This window comes from Planktothricoides raciborskii GIHE-MW2 (assembly GCF_040564635.1).
GTDB lineage: Bacteria > Cyanobacteriota > Cyanobacteriia > Cyanobacteriales > Laspinemataceae > Planktothricoides > Planktothricoides raciborskii.
In genome coordinates this window covers 5,283,402-5,309,458 of the sequence record NZ_CP159837.1, presented here as the reverse complement: position 1 = coordinate 5,309,458, position 26,057 = coordinate 5,283,402, and the positions used below count along the sequence as shown (strand labels likewise).

General features: G+C 43.0%; 21 protein-coding genes. 13 read left to right on the top strand and 8 right to left on the bottom strand.

The features are described from left to right. The first annotated feature begins 13 nt into the window (after positions 1 to 13). Together ABWT76_RS22725 and ABWT76_RS22720 are read left to right on the top strand one after the other, a co-directional pair. Positions 14 to 814, top strand: a complete 801-nt coding sequence (locus ABWT76_RS22725; RefSeq protein ID WP_354634990.1) for a transposase — start codon at positions 14 to 16, stop codon at positions 812 to 814. Beyond that, complete coding sequence (locus ABWT76_RS22720; RefSeq protein WP_354634989.1) at positions 774 to 5,645, top strand: response regulator; 4,872 nt, start codon at positions 774 to 776, stop codon at positions 5,643 to 5,645. The genes ABWT76_RS22725 and ABWT76_RS22720 overlap by 41 nt, the downstream gene beginning before the upstream one ends. Positions 5,646 to 5,825: 180 nt before the next feature. Here ABWT76_RS22720 and ABWT76_RS22715 read toward each other — a convergent pair whose 3' ends face one another. From ABWT76_RS22715 to ABWT76_RS22700, 4 genes are all read right to left on the bottom strand, one after another. Beyond that, positions 5,826 to 6,293 (bottom strand): SRPBCC family protein, encoded by a 468-nt coding sequence (locus tag ABWT76_RS22715; RefSeq protein WP_354634988.1) that lies wholly within the window; start codon positions 6,291 to 6,293, stop codon positions 5,826 to 5,828. A gap of 171 nt (positions 6,294 to 6,464) precedes the next feature. Beyond that, positions 6,465 to 6,653, bottom strand: coding sequence for a CPXCG motif-containing cysteine-rich protein (locus ABWT76_RS22710; RefSeq protein WP_054468199.1), 189 nt, complete (start codon positions 6,651 to 6,653; stop codon positions 6,465 to 6,467). 62 nt (positions 6,654 to 6,715) lie between these two features. After that, positions 6,716 to 8,329: a radical SAM protein gene (locus ABWT76_RS22705; protein ID WP_354634987.1), complete on the bottom strand. Its 1,614-nt coding sequence runs from the start codon at positions 8,327 to 8,329 to the stop codon at positions 6,716 to 6,718. Positions 8,330 to 8,357: 28 nt separating this feature from the next. Beyond that, a complete protein-coding gene (locus tag ABWT76_RS22700; RefSeq protein WP_054468196.1) occupies positions 8,358 to 8,612 on the bottom strand; it encodes a SemiSWEET transporter in 255 nt (84 codons plus the stop codon). Between the two features lie 228 nt (positions 8,613 to 8,840). Here ABWT76_RS22700 and ABWT76_RS22695 point away from each other — a divergent pair, with 228 nt between their 5' ends. From ABWT76_RS22695 to ABWT76_RS22670, 6 genes are all read left to right on the top strand, one after another. Continuing rightward, positions 8,841 to 10,094, top strand: a complete 1,254-nt coding sequence (locus ABWT76_RS22695) for a competence/damage-inducible protein A (RefSeq protein ID WP_054468193.1) — start codon at positions 8,841 to 8,843, stop codon at positions 10,092 to 10,094. 255 nt (positions 10,095 to 10,349) lie between these two features. Next, positions 10,350 to 10,487, top strand: coding sequence for a hypothetical protein (locus ABWT76_RS22690; protein WP_054468191.1), 138 nt, complete (start codon positions 10,350 to 10,352; stop codon positions 10,485 to 10,487). Positions 10,488 to 10,492: 5 nt separating this feature from the next. Beyond that, positions 10,493 to 10,984: a type II 3-dehydroquinate dehydratase gene (gene aroQ / locus ABWT76_RS22685; RefSeq protein WP_054468189.1), complete on the top strand. Its 492-nt coding sequence runs from the start codon at positions 10,493 to 10,495 to the stop codon at positions 10,982 to 10,984. Between the two features lie 787 nt (positions 10,985 to 11,771). After that, the gene (locus ABWT76_RS22680; protein ID WP_354634986.1) at positions 11,772 to 12,659 is read left to right on the top strand and encodes a hypothetical protein; all 888 of its coding nucleotides are present in this window, start codon (positions 11,772 to 11,774) and stop codon (positions 12,657 to 12,659) included. Positions 12,660 to 13,064: 405 nt separating this feature from the next. Further along, entirely contained in the window at positions 13,065 to 15,629 is a 2,565-nt protein-coding gene (locus ABWT76_RS22675) for an HD family phosphohydrolase (RefSeq protein WP_054468185.1), read from the top strand. Positions 15,630 to 15,885: 256 nt separating this feature from the next. Beyond that, on the top strand, positions 15,886 to 16,470 hold the full coding sequence (locus ABWT76_RS22670; protein ID WP_190880290.1) for a hypothetical protein: 585 nt from the start codon (positions 15,886 to 15,888) through the stop codon (positions 16,468 to 16,470). A 140-nt stretch (positions 16,471 to 16,610) separates the two neighbouring features. Here ABWT76_RS22670 and ABWT76_RS22665 read toward each other — a convergent pair whose 3' ends face one another. Beyond that, the gene (locus ABWT76_RS22665; protein WP_054468181.1) at positions 16,611 to 16,820 is read right to left on the bottom strand and encodes a Nif11-like leader peptide family natural product precursor; all 210 of its coding nucleotides are present in this window, start codon (positions 16,818 to 16,820) and stop codon (positions 16,611 to 16,613) included. Between the two features lie 120 nt (positions 16,821 to 16,940). Here ABWT76_RS22665 and ABWT76_RS22660 point away from each other — a divergent pair, with 120 nt between their 5' ends. From ABWT76_RS22660 to ABWT76_RS22645, 4 genes are all read left to right on the top strand, one after another. Next, positions 16,941 to 19,586 carry a substrate-binding domain-containing protein gene (locus ABWT76_RS22660; protein WP_354634984.1) on the top strand — a complete coding sequence of 882 codons (2,646 nt, stop codon included), beginning with the start codon at positions 16,941 to 16,943 and terminating at the stop codon, positions 19,584 to 19,586. A gap of 21 nt (positions 19,587 to 19,607) precedes the next feature. Continuing rightward, positions 19,608 to 20,105 carry a phage tail protein gene (locus ABWT76_RS22655; protein ID WP_054468177.1) on the top strand — a complete coding sequence of 166 codons (498 nt, stop codon included), beginning with the start codon at positions 19,608 to 19,610 and terminating at the stop codon, positions 20,103 to 20,105. 60 nt (positions 20,106 to 20,165) lie between these two features. Next, complete coding sequence (locus ABWT76_RS22650; protein ID WP_054468175.1) at positions 20,166 to 20,978, top strand: hypothetical protein; 813 nt, start codon at positions 20,166 to 20,168, stop codon at positions 20,976 to 20,978. Between the two features lie 136 nt (positions 20,979 to 21,114). Further along, positions 21,115 to 21,579, top strand: a complete 465-nt coding sequence (locus tag ABWT76_RS22645) for a hypothetical protein (RefSeq protein WP_054468173.1) — start codon at positions 21,115 to 21,117, stop codon at positions 21,577 to 21,579. 262 nt (positions 21,580 to 21,841) lie between these two features. Here the strand turns inward: ABWT76_RS22645 and hisIE are convergent, their stop codons facing one another. Together hisIE and ABWT76_RS22635 are read right to left on the bottom strand one after the other, a co-directional pair. Further along, complete coding sequence (gene hisIE / locus ABWT76_RS22640) at positions 21,842 to 22,477, bottom strand: bifunctional phosphoribosyl-AMP cyclohydrolase/phosphoribosyl-ATP diphosphatase HisIE (protein ID WP_054468172.1); 636 nt, start codon at positions 22,475 to 22,477, stop codon at positions 21,842 to 21,844. 204 nt (positions 22,478 to 22,681) lie between these two features. Continuing rightward, entirely contained in the window at positions 22,682 to 23,557 is an 876-nt protein-coding gene (locus ABWT76_RS22635; protein WP_054468169.1) for a hypothetical protein, read from the bottom strand. Positions 23,558 to 23,709: 152 nt separating this feature from the next. On the opposite strand from ABWT76_RS22635, the gene hemL reads away from it, so the two are divergent. Beyond that, entirely contained in the window at positions 23,710 to 25,008 is a 1,299-nt protein-coding gene (hemL, locus tag ABWT76_RS22630; RefSeq protein WP_054468168.1) for a glutamate-1-semialdehyde 2,1-aminomutase, read from the top strand. 390 nt (positions 25,009 to 25,398) lie between these two features. On the opposite strand, the gene ABWT76_RS22625 is transcribed toward hemL, so the two are convergent. After that, on the bottom strand, positions 25,399 to 25,836 hold the full coding sequence (locus ABWT76_RS22625; RefSeq protein WP_054468166.1) for a response regulator: 438 nt from the start codon (positions 25,834 to 25,836) through the stop codon (positions 25,399 to 25,401). Positions 25,837 to 26,057: the final 221 nt, after the last annotated feature.

Genomic DNA, 26,057 nt, shown 5'->3' with positions numbered 1-26,057 from the left:
AAAACTTCATCAATTGTGGAAAAAATGGTTAGCTGCTTATCGCTGGATTTATAACTGGACGATTGCTTACCTGAGAAATAAACCCAACTTATCAGCGTTCTCATTACAAGCTTTAGCTCGCGAGGAAAATCGTCCTGATTGGGTCAAAGAATTGCCGGGTCACCAGTTACAAGAAGCTGTAGCAGACGCCGTAGATGCTCATAAACAAGCCAAAGCCAATATCGGGAATGCCTCTTTTAAGTCTTGTCGCGCTTTTGATCAAGTGATTAAATTCAAGGTAGGTAATTTCAAGAACGGGACTTGGTATTGTCAGGCAACTAAAGGACTTGAGTTCAAATCAGCCGAAAAAATCCCACAGCAATGCCGTTATGGAACTCAACTTCTTTATCAGAAAGGCTTATGGTTTGGAGTTTTTCCTGAATATCGAGAACCTACGGAAACTTCCCAGACGGGAGTGATTGCTTTAGATCCAGGAGTTCGCAGTTTTTTAACGGGCTATGATGGGTCAACGATTTTAGAGATTGGTAAGAACGACATCGGCAGAATCAATCGACTCTGTACGCATCTTGACAATCTAATGAGTAAAATTGCTAGATCTGACCACAAGCGTCAACGTTATCAAATGCGTAAAGCAGCGACCAGGATTCGTGGCAAAATCCAAAACTTAATTAAGGATTTACATAACAAATCAGCATCTTTTTTGGTAAAAAATTACAAATTAATCTTTTTGCCGACTTTTGAAACCTCACTCACACATAGAAATGGTATAAGCCATGTCGTCGGAACAGAACAAAATCATGGGCTACTTTATTGAGGAAACGAAAGAACACCTCAATACCATAGATCAAAGCTTACTTCATCTGACCATGACGGTCGCAGATCCAGACAAGATCGGCGAAGCTTTTCGAGCGGCTCACTCCATTAAAGGGGGAGCGGCAATGCTTGGTATCAATAGCATTCAACAAATAGCCCATGCACTTGAGGATAGTTTTAAAGTCCTCAAAGAAGTTCCCATTGACATCGATCAAACTCTAGAATCTTTACTTTTATCGACTTTTGATTCCCTAAAACGATTATTTGCTCAGTTCACCAGTGGTCAAGGATTAACGGAACAAGATGCCGCTGAAATCACAGCCAAAGCTGAACCAACGATTAAAGAACTGATGGGCCACTTAAACAGCCTGAACGAAAAACCACGGGTGTTTACTCCGGTTCATGGATCTCAAGCCAGACCCGCTAACCGAGCCGCACCCTTGGACTCGATGATTCAGCCTGCACCGATGAATCAACCAACACTCTTAGAAGATAGCGCACTCCAATTAATTTTTAAAAGTGATGTGCCTAAGTTGTTGCAACTTATGCTAGAAACTTTTAAACAACCAGATACAGCGTCTAGCCGACAACATTTAGGCGAAATTTGCCGTAACTTACTCCAAGCGGGTGAAACGTTTGAACTTCGAGAGTGGAGTGAACTGATTCAAATCGTGACTCTCACCTGCCAAAACACTCACAAAACATATCATGCTCTGGCTCCAGTCATTCTTAAAGAAATTAAACAGGCTCGGCAACTCGTACTTACCGGCAAGTCAACGGAAATTCAACCGAGCCAAGAGCTAAAATTGTTGTTGCCGCCCGTAGTAGCAGAAAATACTTCCATTGATAAAAATACCACTAACCTAAACTCAGAAACATTTATAACAATGACCCCTAATTCCCCCGATTCACCCAATAACTGGTTGATTTCACAACTAGAATCCATAAAAAGTTTATCATCCGACTCAACTTCCGCTGCCCCTAAAAATCCGTCTAAAGTGATTTCTTTGCCAAGTAGTAATACGGGCAAAACTACCTATAAACATTCGGGACAGGAAAAACTCAAAGGACCAGAAGTAGGCATGGACGAACTGAATACGTTAAAAGATTTATTTGACGGTGAAGAAATCGCTGGATGGAATGAAGAATTATTTGCGGAAGCAGAGCAAATTTTACCAAGAGAAAATTTAGCAAATTCAGAAAGTAACTCGGACAAGAATAATGAGGAAGATTTTTCTGATTTATTATTGGATTTTGCTGAGTCAGATTTGCCGGAAAGTAGATCAACTAATTCGCCTAATTATGCCCAATCATTAGAAGCAGAAAATGATGATGATTTCTTTGATGAACTGGTTTTTATTAATGAAAATGAAGCGGATTCAGGAATAAAGTCACAAAAAAATATCGCCGATCAGTCTGATAATTCTTTTGAAGACATCTTTGAAATTGATGACTTAAATGATGCTTCTGATGCCAAATCATCATCATCTGTTTCACAATTTGAGGATTTAAATAGTTTATTTGATGAAGCTTCTGATGAAGAATTAGACATACATTGGGAAAATGAAATTGAAAATATAGGCTCTAAATCAGCGGCAGAAAACCTAGAGATCATCTGGGATGGAGACGATGAAGTTTTCTTCTCAGAAATGAATCAGGATTCGGGTTATAACAGTTCTTCTAATTTAAGTTCGCTGACCATGAGCGAAAGCACTTATATTCAGGATACTCCGGATCTCTCGGAAGATGATTTAGATTTGAGCTTATTGACTGAACTCGTTGACTTAGACACCGATGAAATCGGCGTCGGCGGTATTAATAAGGCTGATTTGAATCCGATGACGGATTCATCGACTAACTTGGACGATGATTTGAGTTATGATGAATTATTTTCGATCGCCGATGAAAATGAATCTGGATTAAGTCTGGAAAGCGATCGCCGCAAGGCATCGATGGCTTCAGCTACAGAATCCTTAGAAGATTTATTTGGAGATTTGTTAGAAAGTGAGAAAAATGTTGAAGAGATATCCGCTCCAAAAGCTGTAACAATTTCCGAGGATTTTGCCGATATTTTTTCAGACCATGAAGTCTCCTTAGATGATTTAGATTTAGAGCATAATTCCCTAGACACCCAGGAAGATGAACCCAAGCTAAATTTCGATTCTGTCGAAACCCCAGAAAAGAGAAAAGCTACCGTAGACTTTTCTGATTTGGATAATCTGTTTAATGATGCAGCTTTTGTTTCCGCAAATTCATCACTGAATTTTGAGGAAATGGAGGAGGAAACAGAGGAATTAGATGATTTAGGACTCAATGATTTAAACTTCGGCAACGAATTTGTTACGAAATTATTAACAAATACCGACCAGTATTCTGCCGATTTAAATTCCCTGTTGGAACGCGAATTAAGCGAATTAAACGAATTATCTTCGGCAAATAATTCCGAATTATTCGATGATTTATTAAGTCCTGAATCTGTAGATATTTTCGATGAATTAGATGCAGGAGCAATTTCTGCCGATGCTTCATCTAATGTCTCAAACCCAGAAGATGAATTTAGTGTTCTCGAAAGTTTGTTGGCTCAAAAATTTGCTCCATCTTCATCTTCCAGCGTCAATTTTAGTGCATTAGAGAAAATTTTAGATCTATCACCTACGGCTTTAAAGGTTGACTTTAATGAACTCGAAGCATTTTTAAATCAAAAAGTCATCCAGAATTCTGAACCGCTTTGGTTGACAGAATTACAAGAGTTTTTAGCACCACAAAAATCAGACCGATTAAAGCCTGCTCAAACCGAGCCAATTAAAGGTAGCGAAAGTTCCAGAGAGAAGTCAACACAAACCTTTAAGACCCACAGTGATTCGACGGCGAAGAAAACCCGGGGTGGCATGACCTATGAAACGATGCGGGTTCCCGTGAAGCAATTGGACAATCTGGGCAATTTAATTGGGGAATTGGTGGTCAACCGAAATACCCTTGAGCAAGACCAGGAACGGATGCGACAGTTTTTGGATAACCTGTTACATCAGGTGCAAAATCTGACGGATGTGGGTCAACGAATGCAAGACCTTTATGAGCGGGTGCTGTTGGAAATTGCTTTGCTGAGTAGTCGCAAAAATCATTTTATGCCCGACGGGAGCTTACAAATCGCTCATTCCACTGGACACGATTTGAGTGTTTTTGAAATGGACAAGTTTACTCCGTTTCATATTCTGGCTCAAGAAATTTTAGAGTTGATTGTCCGGGTTCGTGAGTCCGCTTCCGATATTGAATTTTTGGTGGATGAAACTGACCAAGTAACCCGTCAGCTACGGCAAATTACTAATAAGCTTCAAGAAGGAATTAATCGCTCTCGCATGGTGCCGTTTGCTCAGATTACCGATCGCCTACCTTTGGGGGTACGCAACAACTCGATTAAATTTGGTAAGCAAGTGGAGTTGGTGGTAGAAGGTGCGGAAACTTTGATCGATAAGATGATTCTTGAGAGTCTCAATGACCCGATGACCCACTTGGTTAATAATGCTTTGGCTCACGGGATTGAATTGCCCGAAGAACGGCAAAGAAAAGGTAAACCTCCCACAGGCCGGATTACGGTTCGTGCCTTCCACCAAGGCAACCAAACGGTGATTTCTGTGTCTGATGACGGTGCCGGGATTGATGCGGAACGGGTAAAAGCAAAAGCTTTGGATAAAGGATTAATTACGCCAGCGGAGGCGAAAACATTAAGCCGCTTAGAAGTTTACGATCTGTTGTTCGCGGCTGGATTTAGTACCAAGGATCAAGCCGATGATTTGGCGGGTCGGGGTGTAGGGTTGGATGTGGTGCGGACGAATTTAAGCTCGATTCGCGGCGTGGTGAATACTGATTCTACCCTGGGCAAAGGAACGAGTTTCAGTATTCGTGTGCCTCTGGCTTTTAGTATTTCTAAGGCGCTGATTTGTATCAGCGATCGCGCCCGAATTGCTTTTCCGATGGATGGGGTTGAAGATATGCTCGATGTTCCCCGCGATAAGATTCAAACAGTCTCTAAAGACGATCGAGAGGAAACTTTTATTCCTTGGCGAGATACCATGTTGCCGTTCCGACCTATGCGCGAACTTCTGGTTTACCATCGCCATATGGGACGAGGCAGTGTCTTTGGTGGCAATGCCGAAGAGGATATTATTTCTGTGGTGGTGCTGCGTAGTGCTGGCAATTATTTGGCGTTGCAGGTCGATCAGGTATTGGGCGAACAGGAAATCGTGATTAAGCAGTTAGAAGGCCCTGTTCCCAAGCCGGTCGGTGTTGCTGGGGCTACGGTGATGGGGGATGGTCGAATTGTGGCGATCGCCGATGTCCTTGAGCTCATTGACCTAGCCGCCGGACGCATCACCGATAAAGCCAGTACGATCTGGGAAGATCGGATCATTCCCGAAGAAACCGTTGAAAAAGAACAGCCCACTGTATTGATTGTGGATGATTCGATTACAGTGAGAGAGCTTTTATCCATGACCTTTAATAAAGCTGGGTATCGGGTAGAACAATCGCGAGATGGTCAAGAAGCTTGGGAAAAACTCAAATCGGGTTTGCCTTGCGATATTGTCTTCTGCGATATCGAAATGCCTCGCATGGATGGTTTGGAACTGCTTTCTCGTTTGCAAAAAGATCCCCAACTTTCTCACCTGCCAATGGCCATGCTGACTTCTCGTGGGGCGAAAAAACATATGCAGATGGCGATCGATATGGGCGCACGGGGTTATTTCACTAAGCCCTATCTAGAAGAAGCCCTTTTAGACGCCGCTTCCCGAATGCTCAAAGGAGAGGTTTTAGTCCTTTCCAAGACTGAGGTCTAGTCAATTGCTTGGTCTGTCTTAACAGCCAGGGACTTAAGTCCCTGGCTAATAGCGCAAGTCCTTTAAAAAGGAAGGACTAAATGGAAGACTTGGAAGCTTACGGGAGTCCACCCTTGCGAGAACCCCCGCCTATTTTAATTAAAAACGGTATTACCATGTGCTTCTCTCTGTTCTTTACCATTAAGATTCAGCATGACCAACTCCAGATTCACATTCTTTTTTTGTCACCTGATGGCGATAGCGAAACATATCTTGTAAGCGATCGCAAATAAACCCCCCTAAAAGAATATTGACCAACCAACCCCCCGGTACAGAAAAATCAATCGAATCCGTCAGTCTGGTTTGACCATTCTCAGGCACAAATTCATGGCGATGAGTCCAATTTTCCATTGGCCCAGAGGCTTGTTCATCAATAAATAAGCGATTTTTTTCACAAGCAGTATGACGGGCAATCCAACGCACGGGAATCGGTCCAATAAAAATTAAAAATTCAGAAATTGCCCCCACATCTAAACCTCCCTCTCGACGCACAATTTTAACAGGTTGCCACGGAGGAGTGAGTTTTTGCAAAATATCTGGTTGTTCGTGAAACTTCCAGACGGTTTCTACGGGGGCATTAATTAGAGAACTATAGGAAAATTTTGGCATATTTTGTGATTGATATAGGGGCTTGATTTCGTGATAAAGGAAGCGGGGGAAGAGAGGATAGAGGCTATTAGGATAGATTATAGAGAAAATAGTGACTTTTCTATGCATCTATGCATCTATGCATCTATTCCCTATGCATTGGATCTTTCTGAGATGATCCCATTCAATATGTCAACTTTCAGGGTCACTGCTGATTTCAATATCTAGGGTTTCTTCATGAATTTGAATATATAATACATTTGGTTGACAACAGACTTGGCAATCTTCTACATAAGACTGATAAAACCCCGCACTAATATCGACAAAAGTTAGATTAGTCTCTCCACAATAAGCACAATAATATTCTGCGGTATTTTCCATGATGACGATGATTTATTTACTCCTCAAAAATTAATCGTTATCAAAACCGATCAAAAGCGGGACTAATTCATATAAGCTTGAGCGTCGGCTAAGTGTTTTTTTAAGGTGGACAAGGGTAATGGCCCTTGAATATGATGCCAAGGTAAAATGGCTTCGGTTGACCAATCTTCATAGACATAAAAATCTAATTCTGGGAGTTGTCCGCGCAGTTCTTTAAAGGCTCGGCGATAACTGCCTAGAGAGTCCCCGTAGTGGCGAACTAATTCTAGTAAGGCTGAAAGACGGCGATCTCCTCTGGAAATTAAGGTTTGAATCACAGACCAATTATAACTTTCTGGCCGATAATCTATGCCAATGCGTCCGAATTCTTTTTTAAATTTGTTTAACCGCTTTTCCCCTTGACGGTTGACCCCAAACCACTGAAATGGGGTATGAGATTTCGGCACAAAGGTACTACATCCAAAGGTTAAACGTAAACCGGGTGCGGCTTTTTTTAAAGCTTTCATCATGGCGATTGTCTCTTCTAAATCTTCTGGTTCTTCCCCCGGAATTCCCACCATACCGTAAAGTTTTAAACCCGCTAATCCACCGGCTTTCGCATTCACCGCTGCTTGGATAATTTCCGGCTGTTCCAATTTTTTATTAATAATTTGACGCAGCCGTTCTGACCCACTTTCTACGGCAATGGTGAGCGATCGCGTCCCCCGACTAGCCAGAATTTTGGCTAAATCTTCGGTGACAGTATTCGTTCTAACTGAGGCAATACTTAAGCGCACCAGATCAAATTTTGGCTGCCTTAAATACGCCAATAAACTGTTAAATTCAGGATGCTGGGTGACAGAAGCCCCAAGTAATCCAATTCGGTTGGTGAATTGCAAACCACGCTCAATGGCTGGAATCAAAGATTGTTCTAAATTTGCCGTTCTAAAAGGTAAGGTCAGATAGCTGGCTAAACAAAATCTGCACATTTCTGGACAACTTCGCACTACTTCCACCATAAAAATATCCGGCCAAGCAGATCGCTCCGTTACCACCGCAGAAACAGATAAGGTATTTCCCCGATAAGTTTGTTTAGCAATTGTTGCCGGAATGGCTGCATCAATGGGTTTGATCTCCGCGATCGCGCCATCGGCACTGAGATAATTTACTTCATACAAACTGGGAACATAAACCCCTGGAACTTGGGCCAAATGACGCAACTGAATTTTTCGCGATTGCTTTCTTACTTGTTGATAAGCATCAATAAATTGATCCAGGAGATTTTCTCCATCCCCCAGCAAAATCACATCAAAAAAATCCGCAAATGGTTCCGGGTTGGCAGTCAACACAGGCCCACCCCCAAACACCAAAGGATGACCCTCTTGGCGCTGGTCAGCGCGAATCGGTATCTCTAAAGATTCTAGGAGATTCAAAATATTGACATAATCTAATTCCCAAGATACAGAAAATCCTAATAGTTCGGGGTTTACAGGGAGGGTTTCGCAGGCGTCGGTAAACAATCGGCTCACTTGGATATCTGGGCGACGGGCAAAAGTTGCCCAAACAATTTGATAACCCAGGCTGGTAATCCCGATACTATATTCATTGGGAAACCCATACACCAAAGGAATGGCATGATTATCGGGGATAGCGGGAGTAAACAAGAGACGTTCGGCATCAAATACGGAATCTGTCATGGTTTTAAGTCAACCTAAATCTGCGTATCTATTTATATTTTAGTTTAAAAGTTAAAATAATTGAAGCTAAAATTAAGGTGATCGAGTTGGCCATAAACACAGCCCAATCTTCGATCAAGATTCCATAGACTAACCAGAGAAAAACCCCAGAAGAAAAAATGGAAAACATCCCCAAAGAAATATCTTTCGTGGATTTTGTTTTCCAAACTTGAATCACTTGAGGCAAAAATGAAACTGTGGTTAAAGTGGCCGCCATAAATCCAATCAAGGAAGTTAAAGTCATAAAATTTATTTTTGTTTGGTGATTTTTGTTTGGTGATTTTTAGACCGTGGATCATTGTTTAGGGAATTGCCGTGAAAAATTATATCGTAATTTTAATTTTCCGTAGATCGGCATAAATTATCTAAAATTGACAATCAATTATCAGCAATCACTAATTTATAATTAGTGATTGTTAATTTTAGAGTATAATAGACAATATCGAATTAAGAATAATCAGAAAATTTGCATATGAGTGCAGAAATTATTTGTATTGGCACCGAATTACTGTTAGGGGATATTCTCAACAGCAATGCTCAGTTTTTAGCCCAGCAACTCGCAGAACTCGGCATTGGTCATTACTATCAAACGGTGGTGGGGGATAACCCAGAACGGATTAAGCGGGTTTTAAAGATTGCCTGCGATCGCTCCCAAATTTTGATTTTCACTGGGGGACTTGGCCCAACTCCCGATGATTTGACCCATGAAACCCTGGCAGACTTTTTTGGGGTGGAGATGGTAGAAAAACCCGAAATTATTGTGGATATTACCGCAAAATTTGCCGCACGGGGAAGAATTATGGTGCTTAGTAACCGCAAACAAGCCTTAATTCCCCAAGGGGCAGAGATTTTAACTAATCTTACGGGCACTGCCCCTGGGATTATTTGGCAACCTCGCCCAAATCTGACTATTCTCACTTTTCCGGGAGTCCCCAGCGAAATGCAGCAAATGTGGCGTGATGTGGCAGTACCCTATTTGAAACGTCAAGGCTGGGGTGAAAAAATTCTCTACAGCCGAACTCTGCGATTTTGGGGCATTGGCGAATCGACTTTAGCGGAGAAAGTTCGACCTTTCTTTGATTTGACCAATCCCACGGTGGCCCCTTATGCCAGTAAAGGTCAGGTGACATTACGCATTTCCAGTTTGGCCGCATCCGCTACTGCTGCCCAGGAGTCGATCGCCCCCGTGGAAGCCCAAATTAAAGCGATCGCCGGTTTAGACTATTTCGGCGCTGATGATGACTCCCTCGCTTCCGTGGTCGGTCAACTGCTGAAACAAAATGGCCAAACCTTAGCCGTCGCCGAATCTTGTACCGGCGGTGGTTTAGGTCAAATGCTCACCGCAGTTCCGGGCAGTTCTGATTATTTTCTCGGTGGCGTCATTTCTTATCACAATTCCGTCAAAACGTCTCTGTTACAAGTCGATCCTGAAGATTTAGAAACTTTGGGCGCCGTCAGCGACAAAGTTGCTCAACAAATGGCCCAAGGAGTTCGGACATCTTTGGGCGCTACTTGGGGCCTCAGCATTACCGGCATTGCCGGCCCTGGGGGTGGCACGGATACTAAGCCCGTGGGTCTGGTTTATATCGGTCTGGCAGGACCCGATGGCGCGATCGAAAGTTTTGCCCAGAAGTTTAACCCCCGACAACCACGGGATTTTATTCGTCATTTGAGTATATGTACTGCCCTAGACTTGCTGAGAAGAAAAATGTTAAGCGTTGCTTAATATTTTTGTAAAGTTTTGTAAAACACTATATATATGGGTTTACTTGCTCAATAAAACATATATGTAGTGTTTTGCTCCGGTACACCGTACTGATATCACTGATTTTTTGTGATTTTTGTCCTTGCTTATTTCGGGAATAATTGGTTATGATCAAAGAAACTAAAGAGAGTTTCTGTCCGATCGGGATATATTCCTGGCTGTTTGTACAGCAAAATCGGCAGAACTCACGGCTGCACTGAAGGAGCTCTCTTTTAAATGGACTTTATAGATCAGGTAATCGAAAAACTTAAAGAAATCGCTCGCAAAGTGATTGAGGCATTACTCGGCCCGGAACCAGAACCAGAACCGGAACTGATTCCGATTCCGGTTGATAGACCATTACGTCGTCGGTAGTCCAGATGGCTCAAGAAAGCGATGGTCAAACCGGGCTGAGTCTTTTGGTGCTGCATGGGCCGAACCTAAACCTTTTAGGGAAACGAGAACCGGGCGTTTATGGCTTGGCTAGTCTCGATGACATTAATAAATTACTCGAAGCCGAAGCGCAACGGTTGCAAGTGAAGGTTTCCCCCTTACAGTCCAACCATGAAGGGGTTTTGGTTGATGCTATTCATGCCGCCGTAGGTCAACACCAAGGGATTTTAATTAATCCTGGGGCTTACACTCATACCAGTGTAGCCATTCGTGATGCGATCGCTGGTGTAGCCATTCCCACGGTAGAAGTTCATTTGAGTAACGTTTACCGTCGGGAAGAGTTTCGACATCATTCATATATCGCCCCAGTGGCGATCGGTCAAATCAGCGGGTTTGGCCCAGAGAGTTATCGTCTGGGTTTGTTGGCATTAGTGCATTATCTTCGATCAACCCAGGTTTTTTGCTCAATGTCGGTGTAAAAGCATATCACATGGGGAATAGTTTTTGATAACTTTTCCTAATTTTATCTTCCAGTCAGGCGGACAAACCAATCTGATGTTAACAAGCATATAAGGATCCGGTGCTAGGCCGGATCCTTATATGCTTGTTAAGCATTTGTTATTGCTTATACAGCATTATCCTAATAAACTTTTGTTATTTGTTATTTGTTATTTGTTATTTGTTATTTATTATTTGTTATTTGTTATTTGTTGGTTGTTGGTTGTTGGTTGCCATAAAGGCTTCGCGAGCGGGCAAGATGGTTGTTGGGTAGGGATTCTTTGGGTAGGGATTCTTTGGGTAGGGATTCTTTGGGTAGGCATTCTTTGGGTAGGCATTCTTTGGTTGTTATTCTTGATCTGTTAACAAATAACAAATAACAAATAGCAAATAATGTTAAAACCAAGGACAAAGGAAAAAAAACACAGGAAAACCCTTGTAAGAGGGATATGGGGGGTCAAGTAATTATCGATCGCCAATGACGTTGTTAAAAAAATTATTTTAAAAATAAATTTTACCCTGTGAAATAGTCAGATTGTTGCATATATTACTGAATATATTGCTGCATATATTTAATCAATGGATTGGTTAGTTTTGATTTAAGGGTTAATTTTTATTTTATCTGAAGAAAAACACTTAGACTTAATTTGTGTTATTGTGTTATAATGTGGGAAGTTGCCTAAAGGATTGATTAAGTGAATTATCCAGAAATTATCAAGTTTTATTAAAAAATGGTGGGCGAGGTCGGGTTTCCGGTAAAATTTAGTGATGGCTTACTCATTATTGAACCGATTTAGAGGAACGTTTATGGGAGTGGCGATCGCCGAAAGCCACGACGGTATCTTGGATTTCGCCGCTCGCGATTCCCTGATAATGATGGAGAGCGCAAAAAGCTTAATTCGCTGTGGTGGGATGGATTTGAGGGATTGGCTACCTCACCAGATCGCCACCGAAAGTGGTGGCATCTCCTTGGCAACGAGATTGTTAGCTTTGCTGCCAATCATTTTGTTTTACCATGAAGATGAATATTGGTTAGAAAAGCAGCTAAAAAACGCCATGAATCATTTGCCAGCGGGTCAATTTAAAGAAGCTGATATCATGGTAATCGGCTGGGCGATCGCCCATGTACTCACCAAAAAAAGGTCTGCAAAAACGACTATTAATGACCTGATTAAAAGTATAGAAAATGCAGGAATAACCGATGACTTAATCGGCAAAAAATTGACAAAAATCAATGGCTTATTGGCAGAATGTCCTAGTTTGGCAACCGTAGGCGATCGGTTAAACAAGAATAATCATTCTGAATCGGCGGCCATTTATCTCGCTCTTTACTGTTTTTTGTCTACTCCAGAACAATTTCAGATTTCAATTCAGCGGGCTGCCCAAACTCACCCAGAACCCAATCTGACTAAGCTTCTCACCGCTGCATTATCCGGGGCTTATAATAGTCACGCTGGAATTACCATGACTAGGCAATTGATGGAATCTAACCATCTGTCTCCCAATCGTTATAATATCCAGCTTATTACCGTGGCCGATCGCCTATATGCCACTTGGCTAGGTCTTTATTCTGTAGACAAGCATATGGAAAAAAACCCATGCCAAAGGCATATGATGATGGTGACAGATCCTCATCAGTTGGTTCCACCTGTTTAATTCCCAAAACCAAACAAAAATTATGGGGGCAGCAAATATCGTCATAAATCCAAAATCTGCACAATTAGTCTGGTTCAAATTGGGGCTTTAATTAGGATTAAAATTGAAACTGAAATTCCTGAAATTGTGGCTTAAATTTATGATTTAAATTGAGAAGCTTATGGGAGAGCAAATGTTATTTATCTATTAGCGGTGGTGAGGGCAAGATTGATGGAGGGTTAGGTTATCAGTTAGAAAAAACTCATCCCTGAACGATTTCTTTATGCTGGGCTGACCGATCATTGATTTACCGATCCGGGCTTAAGATCAAATCGGGGATCATATTTTGTTGCTGCATCTATAATAGAGCCAATGTGAGTTTGGTCTTTGGCTCTCAATCTCTGATAGTTTCGAAGTGCCGTCCCCATGAAAAATATTCAGTCACTCACTAAAACCGTTGAAAAATGGCGGCAAAGCTGCTCCGCACCGGATAGGCAAAAGCCTTCCAGTGACAGCAGCACAAGCCATGCCAAACCTTTGACTAGATCGCTTCAAGATCGCAGTAAGATGAATTTATGGCTTTTACAATTATCTCACCTTAGCCTTGCTGGAGTCAGTCAAACCAATAAGCCGGTTTGTTCTCGCCATAGTAAAGCGCGATCGCCCTTATCGTTGATGTTGGCGGTGATTTGTCTGACCAGTGTCATTGGCACCCGCTTCTACAATCAGCCAAGATTGGCCGTCGGTACACCGGCGCCGAAGACGATTATTGCGCCGAGAACGGCTCGGTTTCCCGATCACAAGACTACCGAAGAGATTCGGAAAGCGGCTCAACGGGGGGCTATTCCGGTCTTGAAGATAGACCCTGACCGGACTGAGCAAATTCAGAAAAGTTTACAACACTATTTGACTCAGGGAGATCAACTCCGAGAAATCCTGGGCATCTATCCTTTTACGCCGACCCAGATATTGTCGGAATCATCCCAACAATATTTAAGGACTGCCAGCCCCTGGGAATGGCTGACCATTCTCTCACAAGTGAAACAAAATCGCCGCCCACAGGGGACACAAAATCCCTCAGAATATTCCGTCAGAAAGCAAGGGTCAGAGAATGTGCCGATTATTGTCCGCTGGGCTTTGAGCAATCGCCTGATTACCGAGTTGGGTAATCAGGCGATCGCCGAACTGAAACTTTACCAACGGCAAAGTGATTCAGAAAGTTTCAATTATTTAATTGATACCATTATCGAGTCTCGTCAGCGCTATTCAAGAGCGATCACCGCTTTGGGAGCCAGCAAATCCAACTCCCCAACACTGATTTACGATCAAACTTTCTTCAATTTGTCCGACGGAGAATGGGAAATCACTAAACAGGGCATCCAACAGACCGCTCAACTGATACTGACTCAAGGCATTCCTGCCGGTCTACCCCAGGAACTGATCAAAAATGCCGTAAAACTGCAACTTCAAACCCAAGTCCCAGCAGGATCTGAAGCATTAGCCACAAGGATCCTCTTAACCAGCTTAAGGCATAACTTGATTGAAGACACTGAGGCCACCAATCACCTTGCTAAACAGGCGGTCGCTGAAGTTAAAACGATCTACGTCAATATTAATGCCGGGGAAGTGATTGTCCAAGCCGGTGAAATCATTGAGCCGAATCATTTGGTGTTACTCGATGGCTTTGGCTTAAGTCAGCGGGGGATTAACTGGATGGGCTTAATCATGTTAGCCGGGGGGGTTGGTATCGGGGTGGGAGTGTTTTGGTTCGTGGAACATCGATATTACTCCCCCCTGCGACGACGAGATCATCTGCTGATCCTACTGCTAACTCTCTCTACCCCGTTACTCTTGTATTTCAAGCTACCGATCGTCAGCTTACCGGCGATCGGTCTATGGATTGGTAACTTTTACGGTTCTACTCTCGCAGGCACCGTCGTCTCACTGATTGGTCTATTGTTACCTGTGGGCATGGAAATAGACGCCGCCATTTTATTCGCCAATGTAGCCGGAGGATTGCTCGGTGGAATTGTGGGCGGAAAAATGCGTACACGGGAAGAATTAGCCCTGTTAGGACTGGGTGTGGGATTGACTCAGGGAATTGTTTATTTGATTGTCACCCTGATTGTGACGGCCACAGCCCCGGCTGTATGGTCTACTATCCTGATGAGTTCTGGGTTACAGGCGCTGCTCGGGGTGGCGTGGAGTATCATTGCCCTGGGTGTCAGTCCTTATTTGGAACAAGGCTTTGACCTGATTACTCCCATTCGTTTGGCGGAATTATCTAACCTGAACCGTCCTTTGCTCAAACGATTGGCGGCAGAAGCGCCAGGGACTTTCCAACATACCCTGTTTGTTTCTAGTTTGGCGGAGGCGGCAGCTAAAGAATTGGGCTGTAATGTCGAACTGATTCGGGCAGGAACTTTGTATCACGATATTGGCAAGATGCACGATCCCCTGGGATTTATTGAAAATCAAATGAATGGGGTGAATAAGCACGATGAAATTAACGATCCGTGGAAAAGTGCCGAGATTATTAAAAAGCACGTGACTCAAGGATTGGTGATGGCCAAGCGGGCTCGCTTACCCAAGGCGTTACAAGCTTTTATCCCGGAACATCAGGGAACGATGCTGATTGCTTATTTTTATCACCAAGCCCAGCAACGGGCAGCGGCTGATGGGCAGCCGTCCGTTGCCGAATCCGATTTTCGCTACGATGGCCCGATTCCGCAGTCCCGGGAAACGGCGATCGTGATGTTGGCAGACTCTTGTGAGGCAGCATTACGCAGTTTGAAAGATGCGACTCCAGAGGAAGCGTTAAGTATGGTGAATAAGATTTTCCGCGCTCGCTGGCAAGATAATCAGCTTGTGGAGTCAGGACTGCGACGAGAAGATATGCCTAAAATTGCGGAAATTTTTATTCAGGTTTGGCAACAGTTTAATCACAAACGGATTGCTTATCCTAAAGCGGCTTTGCAAAGTAAGCATTAGTTATTTATTATTTAAAATTGCTTATTTGTTATTTTATTATTCATTATTTGCTATTTGCTATTTGTTGTTTGTTCTTTTTTGTTTGAAGCTGATAACGAATAACTAATGACTAATAACTAATAAATAATGTTTTTTGGCAAATTCGCCAAAAGTCTAATATCTAATTTTTTTTGAAGTCAGTAAGATCGGGTTTGTTAGGTTTCCGGCTAACCTCAACGATAGTTTGACTTCAGTTGCAAAGAAGAGGACTCCGCAGATGAAACGCATTCGCACCAGAATTCAAAAGCGAGATCGGGAAAAAGTTGCTCAAGTAGCGCCTGTGGCAACGGCTTTAGAGTCCCGTCCTTTTGATTTAGAAAAAGAATCTTCTGACACAGATAATGTTCCAGAGTTGCAAGGGAAAGAAGAACTTGGAGCAAGCTTGGGTCATAGCCTGGGGAATATTAGCATCTCTGCGAAAGAGACGGCAGAAGAAGAAACGGGGATGCTTCAGGCTAAAGAAGAGGAGGACTCGGCAGAGTTAGTTCCCGAGGAAGAGGAAGCGACCCCGGAAGTTCAGGCTAAAGAAGAGGAGGACTCGGCAGAGTTAGTCCCCGAGGAGGAGGAAGCGACCCCGGAAGTTCAGGCTAAAGAAGAGGAGGATGTTCAGGTTCAGTCTGAAGAGGAGGATGACCTGATGCAGCAAGCTCAAGAGTTGTATGAGAAGTTGTTAGCGGGAGATGAAGCGGCGATCACGAATTTACAAGAGTATGGCCTGGATCCAGAAAATGTTCAGACTTTAGCTCCAGAAGAGGCGATCGCTGCCATTCAGGAAGCCTTGAAAACTAAGGTTTCGGAGTAAATATATAGGGTCAAGCCCGTTGACGATTGATACTGAGTCGAGAGAAATCTTAGAGGCTGGGTTTCAAGATTCAACCCAGCCTGAAGCCGTCAAAAAATGTCTAACAATTGTCAAAAAATGTCTAGCAATTGTTAGACATTTTAAATCCCAGGAATTTCTGACAATTTAGACTTTAATTCCTCTACTTCAAAACGGGTGGCTTGTTTCCATTCTTCAACGGTAAAACTATAACCCATTTCTCCGGCCATTTGTACTAAGGTTTCCAGGTTCGGCGCTGAGTTTAACTTCTCTTTGATCTCAGGATATTGTTGCACGGTTCTAAATAGTCTTACGACTTCTTCTACTGCCATTATTTTCGGCTCCTTTGCCCTTTGATATTTATAATTATATAAGGTTAATTATAGCTTAGGTTGACAGATTAGGTTGACTACAGATTAAACCGATTAAACCGATTAAATCGATTAAACATTATGAGCGATAACATTGGGAAACAATTACTCACAGAAGGGAAAAGAAGAGAAATTGCTAAATTGACTAGCCAAATCTCTTCTAGGCAAAATCGCTTGTTTTATTCAGTGACGCGCCTGGTGCCAAGACCATTTCAATGGATAGTTCCCATTGTTATGGAAAATCTGAAAAAGTCGCCGATTAAGCTCGATAAGCTTCCCGGTGTTAACAAACTGAAAAAATCTAAAAGATTCACTAAGCTGATTAAAAAGTTACCGAAATCAGTTAGAGATAAATTTGCTGGGGAATTAGAAACTCAGGAAACTGAACTGAATCTGGAAGAAACGATGACAGAGGAGGCAGTTAAACCAAGGATTGTTAAACCACTTTATGTGAAATATGCTTGTGAAGTGGGAAATCCTTTATTTTGTGATTTTCCTCAGCAAACTGTTGAGCAAATTGCTGATGCTAAATCTTGCCAAAAATGTCGGTTTCCGGCTTTGTTAGCCCCGGAAACTAAGATTCGGGGTTCTAAAGAAATCTATCAAATCGACAATTACCTGGGACACCGAGGAATTGGGAGATTTTATCAGGCGGTGCAAATTTCAAATCAAGAAGCATTAATTATTAAAGAGTATTTGTTACCAAAGCGTTATTTTTCCCCAACAGAAACTAGACAGTTGAAAGAAATTTTTTTGCGAATCGGCGGGTTTAATTTAGCAGATAATCGATTTCAAGATTTTCGGCTGATTCTGCCTTCGGAGGCGATCGCTGATGCGAACCAAGAACGCTGCTATCTAGTTTACCATACTAATTTATACACTGCCCCAACTTTGGCCAGTTACTTAGAACAAACTGGGGCAATGACCAGCAGGGAAGTCTACCAGGTTCTTAGCCAAGTTCTCCAAAGTTTAGATTGTTTACATCGGCAAAAGTTTCGCTTGCGATCGGGATTAGTTCGCCAAGGCATCCCTCACGGAAATCTGAATCTGGAAACGTTGATTATTGTGCCGAATTTACAGGGGTTTTTTATTTATCTTTGCGATCCGGCTTTGTGGGAAGATTTGTTTTATCCTGAACCGAATCAAGTGCCAGCCCGATCGCTTAAACAAGATTTAAAAGATTTGGGGAATTTGGCTTTTTATTTGTTAGCCGGTGATTCTATAGATCGGACAATGGGTTATCCTTTAGATCCAATGCTAGACGCAAACTGGCCAGAGTCGGTGAACCCAGAGTTAAAAAACTTTATTTTTAATTTGATGGAGTTGGGCGATTCTCTACCCTACGGGAAGGCGGAACGTCTACGGGATAGCTTCGCTTCACGCCAATTTGACAGCGCGGAAATGGCTAGATTAGCTTTGTTAAAAATTTCGGTAAATTTGGTGGAGAAGGTTGAATTTACCGAGGTAGAAAAGCCCGTAGAAGAAAAAAAGAAACGGAATTGGCGGCAAATTCTTTTGTGGATAGTCGGGATTTCTAGTGTGTTGCTAGTTGGTTATTTAATTTGGTTTTTCCTGGTTCGCGATCGCAGTCAAATAAAGGATTCATCGGTGGTCTGTTGTGTGGATCGAGTGTCCGGTTTTCCCACGGGAATTTTTTCCTATACGGCGAAGCAAAATGACACTTGGCATCGGGTTTTATTAGGAGAAAATCTAATTCGCCAAGGAACCACTTTACAGGAGGAGTTAGCCAAACGCTTAAACCCTCCGGCGAAAGATGGTCAGGAACCGCCTCAGATCCAGTTGATTTATCTACCTCAAGCTTCGGCAACAGATGCGATCGCTAAAGTTCGTAACCGAGAGGCTTATTTTGCCATTTCTAATCTGGTCAGCGTGGAAAAGTTCTATCGAAATCTGATCTATCGAGATTTGGACTATAAAATTATCGGCTATGATAGCTTAGTCTTTTTTGTCGCTTTTGGGTATAACCAACGAGAAAATAGTATTCCCACTTATTTAAATGGCCAGATTACTTTTGAGCAACTGCGTCAACTGTACACGGGTAAAATTACCAATTGGCAAGAATTGGGTGGGCCAGATATGCCGGTGAAATTATATATCCCTAATCAACCAGAAGCGGTGGAACTTTTCGAGGATGTGGTGCTGCAAGATCGTAACTTGATTCGGGAGTTTCAAGCTTTACAAAAGTCTCAACAGTCTGAACAACAAGCAAATAGTTTTGTGCAGATACAACCGGCGATCAGTCAGCCGAATAGTATGACTGAGCTGCTGCGAGGGATTATCGGAGATTTTGAACAAGAACAACCCGTAGGCGCGATCGCCTTTGGCCCTTTCAGCCAAGTATTTAATCAATGTTCCGTCTATCCTTTAGCCTTACAAGCAGACCAAAAAACACCGATTTCCCCGCTAATCCAAAACAATCAACAACCGATTACGCCCGCCAATGACTTATGTAATAATAAAGGCAGTTATGGCCCGAATTTACCAGAATTAATTTCCCAACGCTATCCCCTAGTTTATCCTCTGGCTTTAGTCTATTTAAAAGACAATCGTCTATTACCAGTAGGGCAAAAATTTTGCGAAGTTATGAGAACGGTAGAAATGCAGCGTTTACTCACTCAAACAGGTTTAATTCCTATTAAAGACCTGTCGATTCCCAGGCAGAATCCAGAAACAATCCAGAAAAAAAATTCCAAGAACATAAAATAAATATTTCCAGGGGTTTTGATTATGGCCGATACACATGGGCTAAACTATGTCACCGCTAATCGTTTTTACATAGAAATGCAGCCAGGAAACAGCCTGACGGCTTGTTTTAGCGAATGTTCCGGTTTAAGTGTTAACTTAAAATATGAGACTTACTTTGAAGGAGGAGTTAACGATCAACAGCGAATTATTCTGGGACATAAAGAATTCTCTGATGTGACTTTAAAGCGGGGAATTACTGACGATCTGGCTTTTTGGGATTGGGCAACAGGCTCACCCCCGAAACGTCGCAATATTAATATTTTATTGTTTAATCAAGCTGGTGAAACGATACAATGTTGGCGACTAATTGGGGCGGTTCCGGTTGCGTGGAAAACTGAGGGACTACAAGCGAACTCATCGAGTCTTGCTATTGAAGAATTGACGATCGCCTATGAGGGATTAAATGTGCAAGCGAAGACCGCTGGAGGTGGTGTGACTGAACTCAGTGCGCGGGATGGGACGGGTTTCTTTCCTCAGTAGTTGTATTTAGCGGCCATTTTCATCATGAATTTTAGATAGAATAAACCATAATAAAATAATATGATTCCCGTAAAACCTCTCGGTCTGCAAAATCCTTTACTACCCTCTAAACCTTTAGGTGAAAATCACCGATTATCCACGGTGTTTTTACCCGAAAATTTTGGGGATATTTCCTCAGAGTTTGTGCCAGAGGAAGCGATTGAGTCTCGCTCTAAGTCTGTCCCAAGATTTCCGCCCAATGATGACGGGGTGACAGAGGAAGATAAAGGTGAGAAGTATTCAGCCCTTGTTGGGGAAAATGCGGCAGAGCAACGGCGGTCAAACTTGAGTGCAAAACTTAGTCAAAATGCTTGGCCTACAGTGGTGGAATCTTTGAGTCAAATTCGCCCTTTGAATGAGGCTACAATGGAATTATCCAGGGCGATCGCCCCAGAAATTGTGTTTGATCTCCCAGGCAGCAATAACAGTCTGGTTCCCAGGCCAAAAAATGCTTCTGGGTCTTTATCGGCTAATTCAGAATTGCCAAATTCTTGGTCAAGTCTGGCTGACTTACTAGACAATATTAGTGAGAGTAATCTTGATAATTTTCCCCAGGAGGAAATTATTTTCACTCCCACGGGGTTTCAGCGGCAAAATTCTGATGAGAAAGCCAAGCAGCGTCAGTCCTCTGGGCCATCTTCTCCCCAAGAAGATACTTACGCGCCCTCGGTGATTCAACCTGTGACCCTGACTTCTCCGTATTTGGCTTCAGAACCCGAACTCCCGGATAATTTAGATGCGATCGCCCGCGAAGTTTACCGTCGAGTGGTTGCTCGCTTGCAAATCGAACGAGAACGTAATGGGCGATCGTATTCCGGTCGTTTACCCTGGTGAACTTAGGTTAACTGGACTTACGCATTTATTCAATCAATGGGGGCAACCACGGGGGGAATTGCCCCTACAAAATCCTGAACAATTGCCGGTTTCCCGGTTATAAATTCCTCTTGAAATCCTGATTAAAAAAATCATTATGGCAAATTCAGCAGCGTCTGGCAAACTCGAAAAAGCAAAACTAATTTCCCAAGAAAGTGACACGATCGAGTTTATGTTTAATCCGAATGAATTGGTTTTTCAAAGATCCATTCAGGTGAATGCCAGTAAAGGCGCCCGCACCAAAAGGGGTCTGCCAAAAGTCAGTTTTGCCTATCCAGAACCTTACACTCTGACGATTAGCAATATTGTTTTTGATACTTATGAAGATGGCAGCAATGTTATGGATAAGTATATTAATAAACTGAAAAAATCTGTAGAATTTGCTACGAAAGGCAGCGGCAAAGATAAACGTCCTCCAATTTATGTGTTTACCTGGGGACAACAGCAATACATCCGCTGTTTTGTGCAGCAAATAAGTTATAGATTGACGCGATTTTTACGGGATGGGACTCCGGTACAAGCGCGAGTTGATTTGACCTTAACAGAAGTGGATCAAGTTTGAGGTTTTGTTTTTGAGGTTTTGGTTTAGAAATTTCAGATATTTCAGATATTTTAGAAATCGGGTTTCTGAATAGGTTTCTGACAGCGATGCTGAAATTATTACCGAAACCTGATTTTTTTGCTCCTAGTTTTTGCTCCTAGTTTTTGCTCCTAGTTTTTGGCCGATATTTGATGGTTTCTGGCTAACCCGCGATCGCCTAAAAGGTTGCGATCGCGGATGCAACATCGCCTAAAAGATGAGGCTATTGATGGGGCTAATTGACTTATCCTCGGCGTTCTTGCAATTTGCGATAAACCGCTCTTAAGGGAACATTATGATGAGCTAATGCCACCATTGCATGATAAAATAAGTCAGCTACTTCCCCGGCAATTTCTTCGGGATTATCATCTTTACAAGCCATCACCACTTCGGCACTTTCTTCGCCAATTTTCTTGAGGATTTTATTATCCCCACCGGCCAATAGTTTACAAGTATAAGAGGATTCATTGGGATTATTTTTGCGATCGCAGATTACCTCAAATACCTGAGATAATGTATCGGCTGGGGGGGCAGAAATTTGCCCATCGACTTGATGAAAACAACTGCGTTCCCCGGTATGACAGGCAATATCGCCGATTTGCTCGATGCCAATTAGTAGGCAATCGCTATCACAATCGTAGCGCAGAGATTTGACTTTTTGGATATGTCCAGAAGTCGCCCCTTTATGCCACAATTCTTGCCGCGATCGGCTCCAATACCAGGCTTCCCCAGTTGCCAAAGTTTTTTGCAATGATTCCTGATTCATCCAAGCCATCATTAACACGGTGCCATCGAGATAATCTTGGGCGATCGCGGGGACTAATCCTTGCTCATTGTAACGAATTTGTTCTACAGGAATTGCGGTATTGAAATTTTCCATAATTAGTTGTTAGTTTTTAGTTGTTAGTTGTTGGTTGTTAGTTGTTGGGTAGGGATTCTTTGGTTGTTAGTTGTTTTTTGTTGGTAGTTGATTGTTCATTGTTGTTGGTTGGTGGTTGGTGGTTGGGTAGGGATTCTTTGATTGTTGAATTTGCCCAAACAACAACCAACAAAGAACTAAAGAACAAAGAACAACCAACAATTATTAATAGAATACCGTATTTTTAATTTTATCACTCCATTTATCCCCAAAATGCTGAATTTCTAAAAAATTGGCATTTGCTGGAGCGGGCTTATAAATTCTAAAAGTCCGGGCTAAACCGAGGGATGCCGCACTTTCTAGAGGGCCAAAAAATCGACAATCGATTTGGCCAAAATAATCTTGAATCGCCCAATACTCCATTTGCTTTTGATTTAAAAAGAAACAACCAGAGTGGGGGTTTTCTGCCCGTTTGATGACAATTTCTTCACCCATCAATCTGGCTAAAATGGTTAAATTATCGGTAAAATAATGGGCAAACTCTCCCGGTTGACCCGTTTTAAATAGTAGTTCTGGATCGATATAGTTTTTTCTAATTAAATTCGCTTCTTGCACCCATTCAAAGCGATTCGGCTGAAGTACCCACCCATCCCCGACCGATGAATTAAACCAACGCAACTTTTGAAAAAAAGCCGGATCGTGTAAAATTAAATCATCTTCTAAATAACCGTAATAATCATAAGCACCCAGATTTTTTTTCAGGATACCATGACATTGAAACCCTAATAACATCGGATCGCAGTCCGTGGGATGGTGTTGATAAAAATCCGAGGTCACCGGAAGGCGATCGAGCACATGAAGTCCTTGAGTGGTGGCAATGATAATATCCACTTGCATCGATGGATTTTGGTTCGCCGGTAATTGGTAGAGTTGATGGCGATCGTACTTAAAATAAATCTGATCCGACCCATACAGACCATGCAAGGCTCTAACACATTCAGTCAAAGCCAAAATTCTCGGCTGTGGATCGGCGCTTAAAGACGCATATTTTCCACCGCCATCAGGATTAAAAACATGGGGAATTACGATCAGGACACGCATTTTACTTATGGCTAATTAATCTTGAAATTCACTCTGTCACCGATGATCCATCTCCATGAGATAATCGATTCTTGTGTTGTCGGGGCGATCGCCCTTGCAACTAACTCAAAATCCGCACAGTGTACATATTCGTCCAACCAAGGAGAAGCACTTTGGTGACAACTACCTTTAATACAAAAAGATCCGAAGAAATTTTCGCAGACGCACTTAAACTGATGCCTGGGGGAGTGAGTTCCCCAGTTCGCGCCTTTAAATCCGTTGGCGGTCAACCGATCGTCTTTGACCGGGTACAGGGCCCTTATATTTGGGATGTAGACGACAACCAATACATTGATTATGTTGGCACTTGGGGGCCGGCGATCTGTGGCCATGCCCATCCCGAAGTCATTGCCGCTCTCAAAGCCGCCTTGGAAAAAGGCACCAGCTTTGGCGCTCCCTGTGTGCTGGAAAACGTCCTCGCCGAAATGGTGATTGACGCAGTTCCCTGCATTGAGATGGTGCGATTTGTCAACTCTGGAACTGAAGCTTGTATGTCAGTCCTGCGGTTGATGCGAGCCTTCACCGGACGGGAAAAAATTATTAAATTTGAAGGCTGCTACCACGGTCACGCCGATATGTTTTTAGTCAAAGCAGGGTCAGGGGTGGCCACCCTCGGCTTGCCTGACTCTCCCGGCGTTCCCAAGTCTACCACCACCAATACCCTCACCGCACCTTATAACGACTTAGAAGCGGTCAAAGCCTTATTTGAGGAAAACCCCAATGAAATTGCCGGGGTGATCCTCGAACCCGTGGTGGGCAACTCTGGGTTTATTCCTCCAGATGCGGGATTTTTGGAAGGATTACGGTTACTCACCCAAGAATATGGGGCGTTATTGGTGTTTGATGAGGTGATGACCGGATTTCGGATTGCTTATGGCGGAGCCCAGGAAAAATTTGGCGTTACCCCCGACTTGACTACCTTGGGTAAGGTAATTGGTGGCGGGTTGCCCGTGGGCGCTTACGGCGGTCGTGCCGATATTATGTCAATGGTGGCTCCCGCAGGCCCGATGTATCAAGCAGGCACTCTTTCGGGAAATCCTTTGGCCATGACTGCGGGGATTAAGACCCTGGAGTTACTCAATAAACCAGGGACTTATGATTATCTGGAAAAGATTACTAAGAAGTTGAGTGATGGCTTGTTGGCGATCGCCAAAGAAACCGGCCATGAAGCTTGTGGTGGTAGCATCAGCGCCATGTTTGGTTTCTTCTTTACCGCCGGCCCCGTGCATAATTACGAAGATGCCAAAAAATCCGATTTAAGTAAATTTGGTCGCTTCCATCGGGGAATGCTGGAACGGGGAATTTACTTAGCGCCTTCTCAATTTGAAGCTGGCTTTACTTCTCTGGCACATACCGAAGAACATATCGATCGCACCTTGGCCGCTGCCCGTCAAGTGATGTCTCAATTGTAAGGGATTCAAGTCAGTAGAGTAGAACTCTGCGCGAGGGGGTAATTGGGCAAATTTTGGGCAAATTTTTCCCGGATTTGTCGCCGCGTTTTTCTCACCCCCTAAAATATAGCGAGGACTTACGCAGTCAGTCAGAAATTTTTTCTTGGGAGATGCTTGAGAATGTTCCCCTCGCTCCAATGGCGTTGTCTTGCGTAAGTCCTCAGCGGGATTCCCGTAACGGGGATCCGCGTTGCGCGAACCCGCAACCCGTTGCGGATGCAACATCGCACTCAACAAATCCGCCCACTCTACCGATCGACGGTAAGTTGATCGACTCACTGACGATTGGCGTCCGGTTTGCCGGGGTTATAGTCGTGACATCTCCAGCCATTCCTGAGCGGCATTGTCCCCTTAAATCGACGGTAGCTGGACACACTTGAGCCAAAATTCGCCCAATATTTCCACAACATTAGCGAAATCATCCAACTCCACAGGTTTATGCACATAACAATTCGCGTGGAGTTGATAGCCCATCAAAATTTCCTCCCAATTTTCTGAATCCGTCAGCACAATCACCGGAATAATTTTGAGTAAATCGTCACTTTTAATCCGGGCTAAAAAATCTCGCTCATTCGTCTCCTGACCATTCACATTCAGCAAAATCAGGTGAGGAAGAGGTGAAACAGCATTGTCGTTTTTCTGAGTTAAAAAATTGAGGGCATCTTGGGGATCATTCACGAAATGAACCTGATTTTTTGGCGAAATTTTTGCCAAAGTTTTCAGGATGACCTCTTGAAACCGAGGATTCCCTTCGATCACTAAAATATGTTGACTTTTGTCACGGATCATTTGGGCAAAAACCAGAAAAATTTCAATAATTAATGAGCAAGTCTAGACGCCAAATCCCCAATGGATAACTCATGCAAATGCCCAAATCATTGTTTTACCATCATTCAGTGAGCTAAAATAATGATCTAAAATAATCTGGCTTTCCGAGAAGGTTTCGGGGAATCAGTCATATGCATAAATTGATCTCTCGATTTATAATTGTCGGGAGATTTTCGCCACGA

Excerpts from the sequence above, each read along its gene's own strand:
- ABWT76_RS22720 (WP_354634989.1), top strand. The coding sequence starts at position 774 with ATGTCGTCGGAACAGAACAAAATCATGGGCTACTTTATTGAGGAAACG.
- ABWT76_RS22715 (WP_354634988.1), bottom strand. The coding sequence starts at position 6,293 with ATGCCAAAATTTTCCTATAGTTCTCTAATTAATGCCCCCGTAGAAACC.
- ABWT76_RS22710 (WP_054468199.1), bottom strand. The coding sequence starts at position 6,653 with ATGGAAAATACCGCAGAATATTATTGTGCTTATTGTGGAGAGACTAAT.
- ABWT76_RS22705 (WP_354634987.1), bottom strand. The coding sequence starts at position 8,329 with ATGACAGATTCCGTATTTGATGCCGAACGTCTCTTGTTTACTCCCGCT.
- ABWT76_RS22700 (WP_054468196.1), bottom strand. The coding sequence starts at position 8,612 with ATGACTTTAACTTCCTTGATTGGATTTATGGCGGCCACTTTAACCACA.
- ABWT76_RS22695 (WP_054468193.1), top strand. The coding sequence starts at position 8,841 with ATGAGTGCAGAAATTATTTGTATTGGCACCGAATTACTGTTAGGGGAT.
- ABWT76_RS22690 (WP_054468191.1), top strand. The coding sequence starts at position 10,350 with ATGGACTTTATAGATCAGGTAATCGAAAAACTTAAAGAAATCGCTCGC.
- aroQ (WP_054468189.1), top strand. The coding sequence starts at position 10,493 with ATGGCTCAAGAAAGCGATGGTCAAACCGGGCTGAGTCTTTTGGTGCTG.
- ABWT76_RS22680 (WP_354634986.1), top strand. The coding sequence starts at position 11,772 with ATGGCTTACTCATTATTGAACCGATTTAGAGGAACGTTTATGGGAGTG.
- ABWT76_RS22675 (WP_054468185.1), top strand. The coding sequence starts at position 13,065 with ATGAAAAATATTCAGTCACTCACTAAAACCGTTGAAAAATGGCGGCAA.
- ABWT76_RS22670 (WP_190880290.1), top strand. The coding sequence starts at position 15,886 with ATGAAACGCATTCGCACCAGAATTCAAAAGCGAGATCGGGAAAAAGTT.
- ABWT76_RS22665 (WP_054468181.1), bottom strand. The coding sequence starts at position 16,820 with ATGGCAGTAGAAGAAGTCGTAAGACTATTTAGAACCGTGCAACAATAT.
- ABWT76_RS22660 (WP_354634984.1), top strand. The coding sequence starts at position 16,941 with ATGAGCGATAACATTGGGAAACAATTACTCACAGAAGGGAAAAGAAGA.
- ABWT76_RS22655 (WP_054468177.1), top strand. The coding sequence starts at position 19,608 with ATGGCCGATACACATGGGCTAAACTATGTCACCGCTAATCGTTTTTAC.
- ABWT76_RS22650 (WP_054468175.1), top strand. The coding sequence starts at position 20,166 with ATGATTCCCGTAAAACCTCTCGGTCTGCAAAATCCTTTACTACCCTCT.
- ABWT76_RS22645 (WP_054468173.1), top strand. The coding sequence starts at position 21,115 with ATGGCAAATTCAGCAGCGTCTGGCAAACTCGAAAAAGCAAAACTAATT.
- hisIE (WP_054468172.1), bottom strand. The coding sequence starts at position 22,477 with ATGGAAAATTTCAATACCGCAATTCCTGTAGAACAAATTCGTTACAAT.
- ABWT76_RS22635 (WP_054468169.1), bottom strand. The coding sequence starts at position 23,557 with ATGCGTGTCCTGATCGTAATTCCCCATGTTTTTAATCCTGATGGCGGT.
- ABWT76_RS22625 (WP_054468166.1), bottom strand. The coding sequence starts at position 25,836 with ATGATCCGTGACAAAAGTCAACATATTTTAGTGATCGAAGGGAATCCT.